The 17483-nt window shown below is 65.1% G+C and carries 17 protein-coding genes and 1 rRNA gene; all 18 read right to left on the bottom strand.

Annotation, left to right across the window (positions count from 1 at the left end; translation table 11 throughout):
• Nucleotides 1-28: 28 nt before the first annotated feature.
• The gene (der, locus tag CH305_RS20995; protein WP_032377998.1) at nucleotides 29-1477 is read right to left on the bottom strand and encodes a ribosome biogenesis GTPase Der; all 1449 of its coding nucleotides are present in this window, start codon (nucleotides 1475-1477) and stop codon (nucleotides 29-31) included.
• The gene (gene cmk, locus CH305_RS20990; protein ID WP_032377999.1) at nucleotides 1474-2157 is read right to left on the bottom strand and encodes a (d)CMP kinase; all 684 of its coding nucleotides are present in this window, start codon (nucleotides 2155-2157) and stop codon (nucleotides 1474-1476) included. The genes der and cmk overlap by 4 nt, the downstream gene beginning before the upstream one ends.
• The gene (locus tag CH305_RS20985) at nucleotides 2157-3335 is read right to left on the bottom strand and encodes a pseudouridine synthase (protein WP_080737265.1); all 1179 of its coding nucleotides are present in this window, start codon (nucleotides 3333-3335) and stop codon (nucleotides 2157-2159) included. The genes cmk and CH305_RS20985 overlap by 1 nt, the downstream gene beginning before the upstream one ends.
• Nucleotides 3336-3347: 12 nt before the next feature.
• Entirely contained in the window at nucleotides 3348-4031 is a 684-nt protein-coding gene (gene scpB / locus CH305_RS20980) for an SMC-Scp complex subunit ScpB (RefSeq protein ID WP_094704810.1), read from the bottom strand.
• Nucleotides 4028-4864, bottom strand: a complete 837-nt coding sequence (locus CH305_RS20975) for a ScpA family protein (protein ID WP_032378001.1) — start codon at nucleotides 4862-4864, stop codon at nucleotides 4028-4030. The genes scpB and CH305_RS20975 overlap by 4 nt, the downstream gene beginning before the upstream one ends.
• Entirely contained in the window at nucleotides 4861-5823 is a 963-nt protein-coding gene (locus CH305_RS20970) for a ParA family protein (protein ID WP_242640164.1), read from the bottom strand. Before CH305_RS20970 ends, CH305_RS20975 begins: the two co-directional genes overlap by 4 nt.
• Before the next feature lie 110 nt (nucleotides 5824-5933).
• Entirely contained in the window at nucleotides 5934-6848 is a 915-nt protein-coding gene (gene xerD, locus CH305_RS20965; protein ID WP_094610258.1) for a site-specific tyrosine recombinase XerD, read from the bottom strand.
• 5 nt (nucleotides 6849-6853) lie between these two features.
• Nucleotides 6854-7486 (bottom strand): NUDIX hydrolase, encoded by a 633-nt coding sequence (locus CH305_RS20960; RefSeq protein WP_094610257.1) that lies wholly within the window; start codon nucleotides 7484-7486, stop codon nucleotides 6854-6856.
• Entirely contained in the window at nucleotides 7483-9216 is a 1734-nt protein-coding gene (locus CH305_RS20955) for a CTP synthase (RefSeq protein WP_094704809.1), read from the bottom strand. Before CH305_RS20955 ends, CH305_RS20960 begins: the two co-directional genes overlap by 4 nt.
• Nucleotides 9217-9367: 151 nt before the next feature.
• Nucleotides 9368-10315 carry a copper transporter gene (locus tag CH305_RS20950; RefSeq protein WP_094705184.1) on the bottom strand — a complete coding sequence of 316 codons (948 nt, stop codon included), beginning with the start codon at nucleotides 10313-10315 and terminating at the stop codon, nucleotides 9368-9370.
• Nucleotides 10312-11496: a putative cytokinetic ring protein SteA gene (gene steA, locus CH305_RS20945; RefSeq protein ID WP_032403723.1), complete on the bottom strand. Its 1185-nt coding sequence runs from the start codon at nucleotides 11494-11496 to the stop codon at nucleotides 10312-10314. The genes CH305_RS20950 and steA overlap by 4 nt, the downstream gene beginning before the upstream one ends.
• Before the next feature lie 84 nt (nucleotides 11497-11580).
• Nucleotides 11581-13350, bottom strand: a complete 1770-nt coding sequence (gene recN, locus CH305_RS20940; RefSeq protein WP_032378536.1) for a DNA repair protein RecN — start codon at nucleotides 13348-13350, stop codon at nucleotides 11581-11583.
• Nucleotides 13351-13352: 2 nt separating this feature from the next.
• Nucleotides 13353-14318: an NAD kinase gene (locus CH305_RS20935; protein WP_052058357.1), complete on the bottom strand. Its 966-nt coding sequence runs from the start codon at nucleotides 14316-14318 to the stop codon at nucleotides 13353-13355.
• Nucleotides 14315-15136: a TlyA family RNA methyltransferase gene (locus CH305_RS20930; protein ID WP_094704808.1), complete on the bottom strand. Its 822-nt coding sequence runs from the start codon at nucleotides 15134-15136 to the stop codon at nucleotides 14315-14317. The genes CH305_RS20935 and CH305_RS20930 overlap by 4 nt, the downstream gene beginning before the upstream one ends.
• A gap of 1 nt (nucleotide 15137) precedes the next feature.
• Nucleotides 15138-15380 (bottom strand): hypothetical protein, encoded by a 243-nt coding sequence (locus tag CH305_RS20925; RefSeq protein WP_032403535.1) that lies wholly within the window; start codon nucleotides 15378-15380, stop codon nucleotides 15138-15140.
• A 62-nt stretch (nucleotides 15381-15442) separates the two neighbouring features.
• Nucleotides 15443-16432, bottom strand: a complete 990-nt coding sequence (locus CH305_RS20920; RefSeq protein WP_094704807.1) for an HAD-IIA family hydrolase — start codon at nucleotides 16430-16432, stop codon at nucleotides 15443-15445.
• On the bottom strand, nucleotides 16429-17310 hold the full coding sequence (locus CH305_RS20915) for a M48 family metallopeptidase (RefSeq protein WP_080730538.1): 882 nt from the start codon (nucleotides 17308-17310) through the stop codon (nucleotides 16429-16431). Before CH305_RS20915 ends, CH305_RS20920 begins: the two co-directional genes overlap by 4 nt.
• 74 nt (nucleotides 17311-17384) lie before the next feature.
• Nucleotides 17385-17483, bottom strand: a 5S ribosomal RNA gene (gene rrf / locus CH305_RS20910); the annotation flags it as partial.

Raw genomic sequence — 17483 nt, 5'->3', positions numbered from 1 at the left:
GCCTGCTCAGGGGCAAGACCGGGAAACGTCAGCGGTTGTTGCCCTTGCCCGGCCGTTCCCGCTTCTCGCGGATTCGCACCGAGACGCGCACAGGGCTGCCGTCGAAGTTGAACTCTTCACGCAGACGCCGCTCGATGAACCGGCGGTAGCCGGCCTCGAGGAAGCCGGTGGTGAACAGCACGAACGTCGGCGGCCTCGTGCTGGCCTGTGTCGCGAACATGATGCGTGGTAGACGCCCGCCACGCATCGGCGGCGGAGTGGCCGCCACGACCTCCTTGAGCCACGTGTTGAGGCGTCCGGTGGGCACCCGCTTGTCCCAGGACTCCAGAGCCGTTTCCAACGCGGGCACGAGCTTCTGCACCGCGCGGCCCGTCTGCGCCGAGATGTTCACGCGCTGTGCCCACGGCACCCGAGCGAGATCGCGATCGATCTCCTTCTCGAGCTGCTGACGACGATCGTCATCCACCAGATCCCACTTGTTGAACGCCAAGACCAGCGCGCGGCCGGCGTCGGAGACCATGCTCAGAACCCGCAGATCCTGCTCCGAGATCACCTGTGAGGCATCGAGAAGCAGAATCGCGACCTCGGCAGCCTCGATGGCGGACTTGGTGCGCAGCGACGCATAGAACTCGGCACCACTGGCATGGCTGACGCGCTTACGCAAGCCTGCGGTATCGACGAATCGCCATGTCTTGCCGCCCAATTCGACCAACGAGTCGACCGGGTCGACGGTGGTGCCGGCAACATCGTGCACCACCGAGCGCTCGTCACCCGACAGCTTGTTGATCAGCGAGGACTTGCCGACGTTCGGCTTGCCGACCAAAGCCACACGCCTGGGTCCCCCACCGGGGATACCTTCACGCGGCGTCTCGGGCAGTGCCTCGAGCACACGGTCGAGCAAATCGCCGGTGCCGCGGCCGTGGGTGGCCGAAACCGACAGCGGCTCCCCCAGACCGAGCGACCACAGTGCGGCAACTTCTGATTCGGTGCGACCGTCGTCGACCTTGTTGGCCACCAACAGAACCGGAGTCTTCGACCGGCGCAGTACTCGTGCCACTGCCTCGTCCGTCGTCGTCGAACCGACACGAGCGTCGACGACCAACAGGATCGCGTCGGCGGTGTTCATCGCCAATTCGGCCTGGCGCGCAACAGATTGCTGCAGACCCTTGGCGTCGGGCTCCCAACCGCCGGTGTCCTGCACCAGGAAGCGTCGACCACTCCAGTTCGCCTCGTACGACACGCGGTCGCGGGTGACGCCGGGGACGTCCTCGACCACGGCCTCACGTCGTCCGATGATGCGGTTGACGAGCGTCGACTTGCCGACGTTCGGACGCCCCACCACGGCGAGAGTCGGTACGGCCACGGCATCTTCGCCGTCTTCGCCTTCGTTGAGGTCGACGTACTCCCACTCGCCCTCGTCGCTCCATGTTCCGTCGCCCGCGGTTTCCGCTGCGCCGGAGAAGAATTCTTCGCTCACTGCACTGCTCCAGTTCTGTCATTGACCACGAGCAGCAAGCGCTCCATCACACCGTCGAGATCCAGCTCGCTGGTATCGACGATCACCGAATCCTCGGCGGGACGAAGCGGTGACACTGCTCTTGTCGAATCTGCATGGTCACGGCGTTGCACGTCCGCGAGCACGGATTCGTAGTCGTCGCCGCGACCTTGCTCTACGTTCTGCTTGTTGCGACGCTCCGCCCGCGCTTCCGGGGACGCCGTGAGGAACACCTTCACGTCGGCGTCGGGAAGTACGACGGTGCCGATGTCCCGGCCCTCCACCACGATTCGCGTCGACGAGCTCGCGAGGTCGCGCTGCAGCTGCACCAACAGCTCTCGCACAGCAGGCACAGCGGAGACCGCCGAGACGGCCTTGGTGACGGCATCGCCACGGATTTCGCCGCTGACGTCCTCACCGTCGAGCAACACGGTCTCGGACAGCGGGTCCTTCCCGATCTCGAGGGGCAGTGCTGCAACAGCTTTCGCAACCGCATCCGAATCGGTGGGTTCGACACCCGACCGCAGCACCCACACCGTTGCGACGCGGTACATCGCACCGGTGTCGAGGTAGCTTGCTTCGAGAGCCGACGCGAGCCGGCGCGATACCGACGACTTACCGGTGCCCGAGGGCCCGTCCATCGCCACGACGAGCGCACTCATCACAGGCCTACGGATTCATAGAGCTTGCCGATCTCGCCGCGGCCGAGAACACGTAGTGTTCCTGGACGCTGATCGCCGAGCACGATGTTGCCGACATCGGTACGCACGAGGCGTCCGACCGGGAAGCCGACCTTGTCGAACAACCGACGCACGATGTGTTTGCGGCCCTCGTGCAGGGTCACCTTGACGAGTGATTTGCCGTCCGAGATGTCGAGCAGCTGGAAGCCGTCGACCTTGACAGGGCCGTCGTCGAGAGTGACGCCCTCACGCAGCTGCTTGCCGAGTGTGCGGGGGATGGTGCCGAACAGCGTCGCCAAATAGGTCTTGGAGACCTCGAACGACGGGTGCATCAGGCGGTGAGCAAGGTCACCGTCGTTGGTGAAGAGCAACAGCCCTTCGGTGTCGGCATCGAGGCGGCCGACGTGGAACAGTCGCTGCCCCGCCTGGACGCGCTCGGAGACGATGTCGCCGACGCACGGGCGCCCGAGGTCGTCGGACATGGTGCACTGCCATCCACGCGGCTTGTTCATCGCGAGATGAACAAGCTCTTCCTTCACGACGACGCGGGTGCCGTCGACGCGGACCACGGCGATGTTCGGGTCGATACGGATGCCCTGTTCGGTGACGATGCGTCCGTCGACCTCGACGCGGCCGTCGGCGATCAGTTCCTCGGCAGCGCGACGCGATGCGACACCGGCCTGCGCGAGCACCTTCTGCAGACGAACACCTTCACCGGCAGGCACGTGCTTGCGGGGCGAGGAATCTGTGTGCTGGTGCTTCGCCGGCTTGGCGTTGCTGATCGTGGTCGTCGGAACCTGCTTCTTCTGCGGCTTCGGCGGCTTGGGACGCGACGGCTTCTTGCGGGGCACCGCGTCGTTGCTGCGGTCGTTGATGCCCGTGTCGGCAGGCTTGTAATCGAATTCGTCCTGCTCGACGCCTCTGCGGGGATCCGGTCGGCCTCCGGTTCGAGGTGCTCCGGTTCGGGGAGCACCTGCGCGGGGTCCTCCGGTTCGCGGTCCACCAGTGCGGGGGGCGCCGTCACGGGGCGCGGCGTCGCGGGTGCGATCTCCGCGGCGTGCGTCACGCGGGGTCTCCGACCTACCTGCGGTCGGCTTCCTGCGTGGGTCTTGTCTCTTGTTACGGTCCGGTGTGCCATCACGGCGAGCGGGCTTGTTCACTTGTCTTACCTATCAGTCGTCCGAGTCGATCTCGGCTGCCGGATCGGGTTTCGATCCGCGGTTCTTGGTGGAGCGGGTCATTCTCGGGTCGGTGTCCATGCTGTCACTGATCTCGTCGATCAGGTCCACACCCGGCAACAGCGGTGCCAGTTCGGGTAGATCACCGAGCGACGCGAGCCCGAGCCGTTCGAGGAACAGCTCGGTGGTGCAGTACATCGTTCCGTTCGTCTCCGGGTCCGTTCCTGCTTCGGAGATCAGTCCACGGGCGAGCAACGTACGCATCACTCCATCGACATTGACTCCACGTACGGCGCTGACTCGTGCGCGGGTCAACGGTTGACGATAGGCGATCACGGCCAGGGTTTCCAATGCTGCGCGTGTGAGCTTGGACCGAGCGCCATCCAGAAGTAGCCGTTCGACATAGGGCGCGTACGCGGTTCGGGTGTAGAAACGCCACCCGTCACCGGCGTAGCGAAGATCGATTCCGCTGCTTCGCTCGGTCAGTGCTGCGGCCATCTCGTTCAACGAGGCGCGCACCCGAGCGACCGATGCACCCACGGCGGAGGCGAGCTGCTCGTCCGACGCGGGGGTGTCCACGATCAGCAACACAGCTTCGAGCGCCGACGCGAGGGTGGCGTCGTCCAACTCCTCGGAATCGTCGACGTCCTCGAGCTCGAGTTCGGGGTCGGCACTCATGCGTAGTCCTCTTCCGTGACCACGATGGGTCCTTCGTCCTTGCCGGTCCAGCTAACTCGGAGATCGCCCAGCGGCTCCGGTTGTTCGAACGCGATCACCTGTTGGCGGAACAGCTCCAGCAACGCCAGGAATCGCGCAATTATTTCGACCTGCACCTCGCAGTCCTGCACCAGCTCCGAGAACGACGCCCATTCGTTCAGGCCGCGGCCCTGTAAATTCTCCAACAGCCACTCGGCCTGCTCGGGAATCGAGACGGCGTGCTGATGGATGTGATCGAGCCCAACCTGCGGAATCGGCTTGGGCCGAAAGGCGGCAGCGGCGATGTCTGCGAACCTGGCAGGGTCGACGCCGAGCAATACCTCCGGGATCAGATCGGCGTACCTGTCCTCCACCGACACCGATCGCGGATACCGCCGCAGCGCAGCAGCTTCCAGCTCACCGAACAGCAGGGCCACCTGCTTGTAGGCGCGGTACTGCAGCAATCGCGCGAACAGGAGATCTCGCACTTCGAGCAGCGCCAGATCCTCAGCATCCTCGACGTCACCCGAAGGCAGCAGACGAGCTGCCTTGAGATCGAGCAGCGTGGCAGCGACGACCAAGAACTCCGTCGTCTGATCCAGTCCCACATCGGCACCGAGAGACTTGGTGAACGAGATGAAATCGTCGGTGACGGTGTGCAGCGCCACTTCGGTGACATCCATGCGGTGCTGACTGATCAAGGACAGCAGCAGGTCGAACGGACCCTCGAAGTTGAGCAACCGAACCCGAAATTTCGACGGATCCGCGTCGGCGGGAACCTCGATCGGGGCCTCGTCGGCAGCGTCGACGGTCACGGACCCGACCGGTAGATCACCTCGCGCGCCAGAGCGCGGTACGCCTGCGCGCCGCCGGATTTCGGAGCCCATGTGGTGATGGGTTCACCGGCCACACTGGTTTCCGGGAACCGGACCGTACGAGTGATCACCGTGTCGTAGACGACGTCCCCGAACACCTCGACCACCCGTGTCATCACCTCGCGAGAGTGCAGCGTTCGGGCGTCGAACATCGTCACCACGATGCCGGCCAACTTCAGCCGAGGGTTCAGCCGATCGCGCACCTTCTCGACGGTGTCGTTGAGCAGTGCCAGGCCGCGGAGGCTGAAGTACTCGCACTCCATCGGAATCAGTACTTCGTCGGCGCATGTGAGCGCATTGACAGTCAGCAGACCGAGCGACGGCTGGCAGTCGATGAGCACGTAGTCGTAGCGATCCAGAATCGGATGCAGCACCCGCCCGAGCGTCTGCTCGCGGCCCACCTCGGTCACCAGCTGAATTTCGGCGGCCGAGAGGTCGATGTTGCTGGGCATCAGATCGAGGTTCTCGACGCGAGTCCGCATGATGATGTCGTCGGCAGAGACCTTCGCCTCGACGAGAAGGTTGTAGACAGTGAGATCGAGTTCGTGATGCGCGACGCCCAAGCCCGCGGACAGTGCGCCCTGCGGGTCGAGGTCCACCAGCAGCACGCGACGACCGTAGCCGGCCAGCGAGGCACCGAGATTGATGGTCGACGTCGTCTTGCCGACGCCACCCTTCTGATTGCACATCGCGATGATCTTGGCCGGGCCATGACTGGCCAGCGGCTGGGGATCCGGAACCGACCGCGTCTTTCGACCGGTGGGCCCGAGTTCGTTGGGAGCGGGAATGATGTCGCGCGACTCGCGACTGGACTCCGGTTGACGCGTATGGAACAGCGCGCCTTCGAGATGCGCACGATCCGAGGCTGACTCCGCCGCTGGCGGCTGCGGTGTCGACACGTTCCAGCGCTCCCCTGTCCCGTTCGTCTTCGAGTAGTTCACGCAAACGCTACCGCTTGAGGCACCGGCACTGTCATCGGACACGCTGAGAGGCAGCGGTCGACCTCGTGCTACTGCGCCCGCGGGTGCGCTCCCGCCCACACTTCGCGCAGTGTGGTGACGGTGACGAGAGTGTAGATCTGCGTCGTCGTCACCGACGCATGCCCCAGCAGTTCCTGCACCACGCGTACATCGGCACCGCCGTCGAGCAGATGCGTGGCGAAGGAGTGCCGAAGAACGTGTGGTGAGACGCCGGAGGTGATCCCGGCCCGCTCCGCCGAGTCCTGCAATACCTGCCATGCGCTCTGCCGAGACAACCTGCCGCCGCGCACATTGAGAAACAGGGCCGGGTTGGACCGCGCAACCAGGCCTGGTCGTCCACGCACCAGGTACGCGTCGATCGCCTCGATCGCCGGCCTGCCGACCGGGACGATGCGATGCTTGCCGCCTTTGCCTCGCAGCAGCACCGAGCGTGACTCGGTATCGATATCGTCCACATCCAGACCGACGGCCTCCGAGATTCGAGCACCGGTGGAATACAACAACTCCAGCAGCGCTCGATCACGCAGTCCGCGTGGTGCATCAGGTCCGGCGATCGACGCCGATTCGAGCAGTGCCACCACTTGATCGATGGGTAGCGATTTGGGCAACCGCTTGGCAGGCTGCGGCGGCTTGACCTCGCTCGCGACGTTGCGCTCGACCATCCCCTCGGCCAGCGCAAAGCGATGCAATCCGCGCACGGCAATCAGCGTGCGCGCGGCCGAACTCGCTGCGAGAGCGGTGAACTCGTCATCGCCACGCCGGAGGTACAGCACGAACTCGGTGATGTCGTTCTCGGTGACCTTGGCCAGATCGGCAATTCCGTAGCCGCTGAGAAACCGCTCGTACCGCACCAGATCGCGACGGTAGGACGACACCGTGTTCTTCGCCGAACCGCGCTCGACCACCAGATGGTCGAGGTACGTCTGAATCTGCTGGCCGATCACGGTGGCTACTTTCGTGAACTCTTCCGCTTCTCGAAGGCCGTGGGCAGATCGGGCCACGGGGCATCGGCCGGGCGCAGTTCGGTGCCTGCGGCGCGGGCGGCAGCGAATGCAAGCACGCCCGCCACGGCGGACGCGTTCACGATCTCTCCTGCCAGTGCGCGACGAACGGCCTCGTCCATCGGCACGAAGAAAAGTTCGATGTCTGCTTCCTCGTCGTGTGCTTCGGGCCGATCCACCTGTGTCAGGTCCTGCGCGAGGAAGATCCGCACGGCCTCGTCGGTGAAGCCGGGAGAGGCCAGCACGTCGACCAACACCGACCAGGTACCGGCGGCAAGGCCGGTCTCCTCGGCGAGCTCACGCTGAGCCGCCAGTACCGGCTGCTCCCCCGGCGCGTCGAGCAGGCCGGCCGGCAATTCCCACAGGCGTCGCCCGATGGGATGCCGGTACTGCTCGATCATGGCCACCCGATCCTGATCGTCGACGGCCAGAATCCCGACCGCGCCGTGATGCTCGACCACCTCACGCTCGGCCTTGCGCCCGTTCGGCATCGCGACCTGATCGAGCCGAAGCGCCAGAATGGCACCGGAGTACGCCGCCGTCGAGTCGAGGGTGGTGAACTCGTGTCGGGGCTGGTTCATCCGACGGTCTCGGCGGCGGCGTCCGACTCCTCCGCCGCCACGGTGTCACCGTGAACGTCGACCGGCAGCCGCTCTGCAGCCTTGTACTTCAGAGCCGCATTGATCAACGATGCGAACAACGGGTGCGGACGGGTCGGCCGGCTCTTGAGCTCCGGATGCGCCTGGGTGGCGACGAAGAACGGGTGCACCGAGGCAGGTAGCTCGACGAACTCGACCAGATGGCCATCCGGAGAAGTGCCGCTGAACACCAAGCCGCTCTTGGCAATTCGATCTCGGTAGTCGTTGTTGACCTCGTAGCGGTGACGGTGACGTTCCGAGACGTTCTCGGTACCGTACGACGCCGCGACGACCGAGCCCTTCTGCAGTGTCGCCGGGTAGGCACCGAGGCGCATCGTGCCGCCGAGATCGGCGTCACCGGCGACGGCATCTTCCTGATCGGCCATCGTGGAGATCACCGGATCCTTGGTGTCCGGATCGAACTCGGCAGAATTGGCGTCGGTCAGACCGACCGAACGAGCCGCCTCGATGACCACACACTGCAATCCGAGGCACAGACCCAACAGCGGAATCTTGCGCGTGCGGGCGAACTCGATGGCCCCGAGCTTGCCCTCGATACCGCGGATGCCGAAACCGCCGGGAATGAGCACGGCATCGACGTCGCCCAACGCGGCCTGCGCCCCCGCAGGCGTCGAGCACTCGTCGGACGGAACCCACTTGATCTCGACCTTGGCGCGATGTGCGAATCCGCCGGCACGCAGCGCCTCGGTGACCGAGAGGTAGGCGTCGGGCAGGTCCACGTACTTGCCGACGAGACCGACACGGACGGTTTCGCGTGGCTGGTGGACGCGCTCGAGCAATCCGCCCCAGATGGTCCAGTCGACATCGCGGAACGGCAGACCGAGCTGACGGACGACGTAGGCGTCGAGGCCTTCCTTGTGCAACACCTTCGGAATGTCGTAGATCGACGGCGCGTCGGGCGTGGAGATGCAGCCGTCGACATCGACGTCGCACATGAGCGCGATCTTGTTCTTCAGTCCCGGCGGCACGTCACGATCGCACCGCAGGATCAATGCGTCGGGCTGGATGCCGATGCTGCGCAGGGCAGCCACGGAGTGCTGGGTGGGCTTGGTCTTGAGTTCACCGGACGGCGCCAGGAACGGAACCAGCGACACGTGCAGGAAGAAGACGTTGTTGCGGCCGACGTCGTGGCGAACCTGGCGCGCTGCCTCGAGGAAGGGCTGAGACTCGATATCGCCGACGGTGCCACCGATTTCGGTGATCACGACGTCAGGCTGGTGGCCCTGCAGATCCGGCCCGTTCATGGCCAGAATTCGACGCTTGATCTCGTCGGTGATGTGCGGGATGACCTGAACGGTGTCGCCCAGGTACTCGCCGCGACGCTCCTTGGCGATGACCGTCGAATAGACCTGGCCGGTGGTGACATTGGCGAATCCCGACAGATCCCGGTCGAGGAAGCGCTCGTAGTGTCCGACGTCGAGGTCGGTCTCGGAGCCGTCCTCGGTGACGAAGACCTCACCGTGCTGGAACGGGTTCATCGTGCCGGGATCGACGTTGAGGTAGGGATCGAGCTTCTGCATGGTCACGCGGAGTCCGCGTGCGGTCAGTAGCTGGCCGAGGCTCGACGCCGTCAGACCTTTTCCGAGCGAAGACGCGACGCCCCCGCTGACGAAGATGTGCTTGGTGTCGGAACGCGACTGAAGGCGTGACAATGAGGCTCCCGTGACGAATCTGCAGGGCTTGCTCCTACCAGGGGGCTGATAAGAGAGGTACAGCATGAAAATTGGGCCTGCTACCCACGGGACTTCACGGTAACACCAGTACGTACCTCACCGCCAACGACACGCTCGTTCCGGGCACCGATCAGCTCGCGGGCGCTCCGACGGTGACGGCATTCGCGTTCACTCCGGTGCCGTACCGACCCGACGCACCGTCCAGCTGCTCCGCCAAGGCGAGAACGGTGGTGATCCGTCCAGCTTCACGGTCGACGTTGTCGACCGTGCTCAGTGAGGACGACAGAGCCGAATCGGCGCGTACGACGGCAATGGATTCGTTGCCCTCGGCGGCGCCGGACCGGCCGGCCAGCACAGCACCTGCACCGCGCGAATCGAGAGCGCCGGCAAAGCGAGCGACGATGGCCCCGCGATTGCCGTCCTCGACGTTCGAGGAACCGGAACCGGTGACGACGACCGCCAGCTGGGCGGGTGCGACGGCACCGTTGTCGTAGGCGATGAACCCGCCGCTGCGCAGCGTTTCCAGAGCGAGCGAGAGCTCCTCCGGGGTGGACTGGGGTTGCGCCGTCTGCGCGTTGAGCAGCAGCACCGAACCCAGCAGATCACCGGCCAGGCTTCCCTGATCCACCGCGCCGGTGCGCAGCTGCACGCCGGCGGGAATGACGTTGGTCAATCGGGTGCGCAGGTCGTCGCCGTTCGCCGCCGAGACGAACGCGTCGGTCAACGACACTCGGCCGGTGACGGTGGCTCCGGACGCTCCGATCGAGCGGGTGACTCCGTCGACGTCACCGGGATCTGCGTCAGGGGTGGTGATGACCACCACGGAACGATCGACCAAGGTGTCGCGCAGAACCCTGCCCGATACAGCGGCGTCGAACCCGTCGGCAGAGTTCAGCTGCTCGCCGAGCTGATTGTTGGTCGCCTGCAGATCGTCCACCTGATTTTCGAGGCCGGTCTTGTCGTCCCGAAGACCCGAGACCAGACCGCTCGACAGCAGACCCGAACCGAGCACTATGCCGATGGCCAATGCGACGAACACGGCCGCCAGTGAAATGGCATGTTGGCGAAGCGAAATCACGGAAGCAACCCCTGGAACCACAGAGCGAACCGGTTCCACAGGTCGATCGCCCAGTCCAACGATTCACCACCGATGTTGGACACTGCCAACGCAACGATGACGGCAACGAGGGCCGCGAGAATCAGCAGGGCAATCGCACCACCGGACACGCGGCTTCGATACAGAGTGGCCACAGCTTTGGCGTCGACCAGCTTGGCCCCGACCTTCAGACGGGTCATGAACGCGGCCGGGTTGGTGTTGCGACGACCACGATCGAAGAACTCGTCGAGGCTGGCCGGGCTACCGACCGACACGATCAGCGAGGCCCCGTGATGATCGGCCAGCAGCAGAGCGAGATCGGCCGCGGCACCGCTCGCCGGGAACGTCATGGCACCGATTCCGAGGTCCTGAATGCGTTCCAGTCCTTGCGCGTGACCGTCCGAATCGGCTGGAAGTACTACCTCTGCACCACATTTGAGCGTCTGAGCGGTGACGTCCTCGGGGTCGCCGACGATGAGATCGGGCCGGTGACCCGCCTTCATCGCGGTGTCGGCACCCGCACCGACGCCGATGATGACAGGCGAGTACTCCTTGATGAACGGCTTGAGGTTCTTCAGATCCTCGGCATGGCCGGGTCCGTCGGCCACGATCACCACATGCCGACCCTTGAGATCGATGTCGATATCCGGAACACCGACGCCGTCGATGAGCAGCGGACTCTCGGTTCGGATGAACTCGATCGTGTTGCCCGAGAACGCTTCCAGGTGATCGACCAGTCCGGTCTTGGCCTCGATCATCTTGTCGGAGATCTCGGCTTCGCTCTGCTCGTCACCCTTGGCGAGACGCCGATCGCCGGTGTAGACACCGCCGTCGTTGAGGCGGATCTTGGTGCCGTCCTTGATCTTCTTGAAGACCTCGGTGCCGGCCGAGTCGATCAAGGTGATGCCGTTGGCCACGATGACCTCGGGACCGAGGTTGGGGTAACGCCCGGAGATCGACGGCGACGCGTTGACGACCGCGAGCACCCCCGCCTCGACCAGCGCATCTGCGGTCAGACGATCCAGGTCCAGCTCGTCCAGGACGACGATGTCGCCGGGCCCGACCCGTTTGAGCAGCTTGGCCGTGTTGCGATCGACTCGCGCGATCCCGGTGATTCCAGGCAGCGAATCCTGACTACGTGACAGCAGAGCCGGCATCTTCATGAGGACCATGATGACCCGATCGACACGCCCGGCGATGGAGGCGCGCCGAAACAACTACCACACTGATCACATCAGCACCAAAGGTTACAGGGCGGCTCTATCGGCGTTTGCAGTGGCCAGCAGCTCCTCGGCGTGCGCGCGACCGGTCTCCGTATCGTCCAGACCCGCGAGCATCCTGGCGAGCTCTACGACCCGCTCCGACGACGACAGCGTCCGAACGCCGCTGTTCGCCGCACCCTTCTTCGCATCGGTCTTGTCGACCACCAGATGTGTATCGGCGAACGCTGCGACCTGAGGCAAGTGAGTGACCACGATGACCTGATGGGTGCGAGCCAACCGGCCGAGCCGACGCCCTACCTCGACGGCAGCGCGACCACCCACTCCGGCGTCGACCTCGTCGAACACCATCGTCGCGCCCTTGTCCGAGCCCGCCAGCACCACCTCGAGCGCCAGCATCACCCGTGAGAGCTCACCGCCCGACGCACTCTTGCTGATCGGCAGAGCCTGGGCACCGTCGTGTGCGGACAGGCGAAACTCGACCTCGTCGACGCCGTTGCTGCCGGCATGCAGTTCGGCACCGTCGACGACGATCGGGGCGGTGTCCGACGGTCCGGCAGGCAAAGCTCGAACATCGATCTGCAGCTTGGCTTTTCCCATCGCCAACCCGGCCAGCTCGACGCTCACCGCCTTCGAGAGTTTCACCGAAGCCTTCGCGCGGGCCGCACTGAGCTTCTGAGCCGCCGCAGCGACGTCGACCGCAGCCGCGTCGACCGTGGCACTCAATTCGGCCAAGGCGTCGGCCGAGGTGTCGATGCGCGAGAGGCGCTCGCGGGCATCCTCCGCCCAGGCGATGACCCCGTCGACGTCGGCGGCGTACTTCCGCGTCAACGACTTCAGCTCGGCCTGGCGGTTCAGGATCGCGTCGAGCGCACCCGGATCGGACGGCAGATCCGTCAGGTACGAGGTGAGATCGGCACCGATGTCGCCCACGATGGCCATCGCGTCGTTCAGTCGCGGCAGCAGCTCCGTCAGAGCAGCGTCGTCGGCATGCTCCAAGCGAGAACGAGCCTCGCCCAACAGATACAGCGCGGATGTCGTGTCCGACGCCTCCTCGGTGCTCCCGACGAGTGCCGCCGAGGCACCCTCTGCGGTCTCACGCAACGAATCCAGATCACCCAGCCGACGCACGTCCTCGGCCACGGAACGATCCTCCCCCGGCTCCGGTGCGAGAGAGTCGATCTCCTGCAAGCCGAACTGCAGACGATCTGCCTCTTGCGCCAGCTCGCGACTGCGTTCGGTGCGGTCGATCAACTCGTTGCGAGCGTCGAGCCACGTCTTGCGAGCAGTGCGGTACTTCGAGACCAGGGACGCCACCGCGTCGCCGGCAAATCTGTCCAGGGCAGCGAGTTGCTGATCGGGCCGCAGCAGACGCAGCTGGTCGTTCTGACCGTGCACCGTCAGCAACGAGTCGGTGAAGTTCGACAGAACCGATGCGGGCACACTGCGCCCACCGAGGTGCGCACGAGAGCGGCCGTCGGAGTTGACGGTCCGCACAGCGATGATCGAATTGTCTTCGTCGCGTTGACCTCCCGACGACTCGAGTACCTTGTCGACGTCGTCGATCACCTGTTCCGACGCGGTATCGGTACTGAATCGCCCCTCGACCACAGCGCGCTGTGCGCCCAGTCGAACCCGACCTGCATCGGCGCGGGCGCCCGACAACAGGTGCAGGCTCGTGACCACCATGGTCTTGCCGGCACCGGTTTCGCCGGTGAGGACGGTCAGCCCCTCGTGAAACTGTGCGCTGGCACCGGAAATGACTCCGAGGCTGTCGATCCGAATCTCTTCGAGCATCCCTACCTCGCTCTCCCCCGCCACCCGGTGACGGGCAGTTCGAATTTCTTGACCATGCGGTCGGCGAACGGTGCCGAATCGAGTCGGACCCATTTGATCGGTGACGCGCCCCGCACCACCTCGACGCGAGCACCGGCCGGAAGGCTCAGCGTGCGCCTGCCGTCGCAGAATACGAATCCCGCGTGCCCGCCCGCATCGATCTCGACCGCGACGATCGACTCGGGACTGGTGACCAGCGGTCGCGCGAACAACGCATGTGCATTGCTCGGAATGACCAGTATCGCTTCGAGTTCCGGCCAGACCACAGGTCCACCTGCCGAGAAGGCGTATGCCGTCGAGCCCGTCGGTGTGGAGACCAGGACTCCGTCGCAGCCGAACGCGGAAACCGGTCGACCGTCGACTTCGAGCACCACCTCGAGCACTCCGAGCCTCGACCCGTTCTCGATGCTCGCTTCGTTCAGTGCCCATCCGCGGTCGACCACCTGATCTCCGACGCGAATTGCGATGTCCAAGGTCATGCGTTGCTCGATGCGGTAATTGCCGGCGATGACGCGGGCCAGGGCATCTTCGAGATGGTCGGCCTCTGCTTCGGCGAGAAAGCCGACGTGGCCGAGGTTGATTCCGAGAACTGGAATGGAGGCTGCTTGCGCGAGTTCGGCTGCGCGGAGAAAGGTTCCGTCGCCGCCCAGAACCAGGACCATCTCGCAGCCGACCGCCGCGTCGGGGCCGAATTCCACGACGTTGAGCCGCATGTCCGCGACGAACACGTGGTCGTGCTCCTGCTTGTCGGACGCCTCGATCTTCGAGGGCTCCACTTCGTCGACCAGTACGCGTAGGCAGATGCCCGCCTCGTCGAACACTTTGCCCACTCGACGTGCGGTCTCGGCGATGTCCGGTCGGCCCGGATGGGCGACGAGAAGAATCTCTCGAGACGACTCCAGTTCCGGTGCTGCCTGGGACGGAGTCACTGTGGTCCTTCCTCGATCGCGAGCCGGACGAGTTCCGGGATGTCGGTACGCGGCAGATCCTCGCCTGCACCTGCCCTCAGCCACAAAAAGTACTCGACGTTGCCCGACGGGCCCGGCAGTGGGCTTGCCGCCACCGCGCGAACAGTCAGACCCAGGCCGACCGCAGCGTTCGCCACGTCCTCTACGGCCTCGGCTCGCAGCGCCGGATCTCGCACGACGCCACCGGCACCCACGCGATCCTTGCCGACCTCGAATTGCGGTTTGACCATCAGCACCATGTCGGTGCCCGGCTTCGAACACTCGACGAATGCCGGAAGGACGAGCTTCAACGAGATGAACGACAGGTCGGCGACGATCACGTCGACGGGTCCACCGATCGTCTCGGCATCGATCGACCGGACATTGGTGCGGTCGATGACGTGGACACGATCATCGGACTGCAGCCGCCACACCAGCTGGCCGTATCCGACGTCCACGGCGACCACCTCACGTACTCCTCGACTGAGAAGAACGTCGGTGAATCCACCGGTGGACGCACCGGCATCGAGGCATCGAGCATGCTCGACGGTCAAGCCCAGCGGCTCGAACGCGTCGAGCGCCCCGAGCAGTTTGTGGGCACCTCGCGAGGCCCAACTGACCTCGTTGCCCTCTTCGGCAACCAACAATGGCGTGCCCGGCTCCACCGCGGTGGCCGGCTTGGAGGCCACAGTCCCGGCGATCTTCACCCGACCGGACTCGATCAGCTCCGAAGCATGTTCGCGAGATCTTGCCAATCCACGGCGAACCAGTTCCGCATCGACCCGTGCGCGACGAGCCACGTCAGGTCTTGTCGACGGTAGTCAGGGCGCGCACGAGCACCTCGTGAGCGCGGTCCAGCAGACTCGCATCGCGCGAGAGGGCGTCCGAATCCACGGTCTCGGGTTCTTCGTGGTCCGACGACACAATGGTGAGCTGGCTCAGGAGCGAGGCGACCTCGGCTCGAACGGTGTCGGGATCGGCCGACGACTCATCGCCGGCATTGCTCGGCCGGTGCTGTCCTGGTAACGGAATCGACGTGCTCATCGCCCTTCACGCTATCGGATAGATACGACGAACGCCTGATCGCCGCCGCTATCCGGACGCTGTCAACACCCGAGCAGCGAACGCAGATCGCCGAGACCAGTGCCCTCGAAGCGCACCTCAGTGAACTCGGAGTCCGACCACGCAACGTGCAGCACGGCCAGAGCACCCTCGAACACATCCGGTGCCGTGTCCCGGTCGAATCGCACCGACAGCACTCCGCCGTCGATGCCGACCGCCCAACCGTCCTTGCTGCCGACGCGAGACGCGGACTCGTCCTGGTTGAGCACCCCGAGGTCGGGGCCGATGTGGGTGGGTCGCAGATGCTGGGGAGCACGAAGCAGCTCAGCGGCGGTACTCACACCGGTCAACACCAGTAGCGACGGCAGCTCGATTTCATTGGCTCCCGCGATGTCCGTGTCCAGCCGGTCTCCGACGACCAACGCCGAATGCGCTCCGCTGCGCTCGATGGCGTCGTGCATGATCGGCGCTGCCGGCTTGCCCGCCACAATCGGCTCGACGTCGGTGGCGTTGCGAACCGCTGCGACCATCGAGCCGTTTCCCAGAACGAGTCCTCGTTCGGTCGGCAAGGTGGCATCGATGTTCGTTGCTACCCAGAGAGCACCCGCACGAACAGCGAGGACCGCCTCGGCGAGCATCTTCCAGCCTGTATCGACCGAGTGACCCTGCACGACTGCGACCGGGTCGTCGTCGGCAGATCTGACCGGCTCCAGGCCGACCTTGGATATTTCGTTCGCCAACGCGTCGGTACCGACTACGAGGACACGCGCACCGGCGTTCAGTTTGCCCGCGAGAACACGCGCAGCTGCCTCGGAACTGGTGACAACGAACTCCGCAGAAGTGTCGAACCCGAGACCACGAAGATGCTCGGCAACGTCCTGCGGCGCACGACTGGCATTGTTGGTCACGAAGTACTGCTTCTCGGAACCACCCGAAAGCGCCTCTACTGCACCGGGAATGGGGTCCTTACCGGCGTAGACGGTGCCGTCCAGATCGAGCAGCAGGACATCGTGGGCGTCGCGCAGCAACGTCACCGACTGCCTCCGGACAGCTCCTCGACTCGCTCCTCCGCGTCTGTCTCACCATCGACATCGGCCGCAGCAGCGTTGAGGAACCACTTCACACCCTCGTCGACGCGACCTGCCGCCACCAGTGCGTCCGCGTAGACGTAGAACAGGCGAGCTGCAGCGGTTCCCGAGCGCGAGGCGTCGAGATCCGGGGTCTGCAGGGTCACGACGGCCTGGTCGTACTGGTTGAGGTCCATACGAGCACCGGCCACGACAATTCGGAGTTCCGACGCTTCCTCGCCGGTCAACTCGCGAGCCTCGTCGCTACGGCCGAGTTCGATGGCGCGCTCGGGACGTCCGAGTCCGCGTTCGCAGTCGGCCATCACGGCAATGAGACCTGGCCCGCCGGCCATGCGCCGGGCGGCGCGAAGCTCGGACAGGGCTTCGGCCCATTCACCGGCGTGGTAGGCCGCGATACCCGCGGTTTCACGCACAACGGCGATACGACCTGCTCGCTGACGAGCAGCGCGCGCGTGCAGCAGCGCCAACTGCGGGTCGTCGTCGAGCAGCCTGCTGGTCATCACGAGGTGACGGGCCACAGCAGTGGCATTGTTCTTGTCCAAGCTCAGCAGATCTCGGCGCACTGCCGGCTCGAGCTGGCCGGCTTCGACCTCGTCGGGCAGATCCGGTTCGTCGGGACGCGGGGGTCGACGGTCGGATGATGCGCTGTTACCGCGGCGATCGCCGGAGAACCCACCCTCACCACCACGTCTGCGAGGAGGACCGTCCGAACGACGCGGGTCGGCGCGACGGTCCTGAGCGCGAGGGTTGCGATCTCGGGACTCGCTCGGGCGGTTGCCGCCGTCCCCTCTAGAGGGGCGACGATCGTTGTTGTCTTCCGACACGGGCGTCCTTTCGGATTTTGGATACAAAACGCAAAAAGGGGACCCACCAAGTGGGTCCCCTTCTTACAACGGGCGTTCGGCGGTGTCCTACTCTCCCACACCCTGTCGAGTGCAGTACCATCGGCGCTGGAGGGCTTAGCTTCCGGGTTCGGAATGGGACCGGGCGTTTCCCC

This window comes from Rhodococcus sp. 15-649-2-2, assembly GCF_002258645.1.
Taxonomy (GTDB): domain Bacteria; phylum Actinomycetota; class Actinomycetes; order Mycobacteriales; family Mycobacteriaceae; genus Rhodococcoides.
The sequence above is the reverse complement of the archived record's forward strand: the minus strand, read 5'-3'. Positions and strand labels throughout refer to the sequence as shown.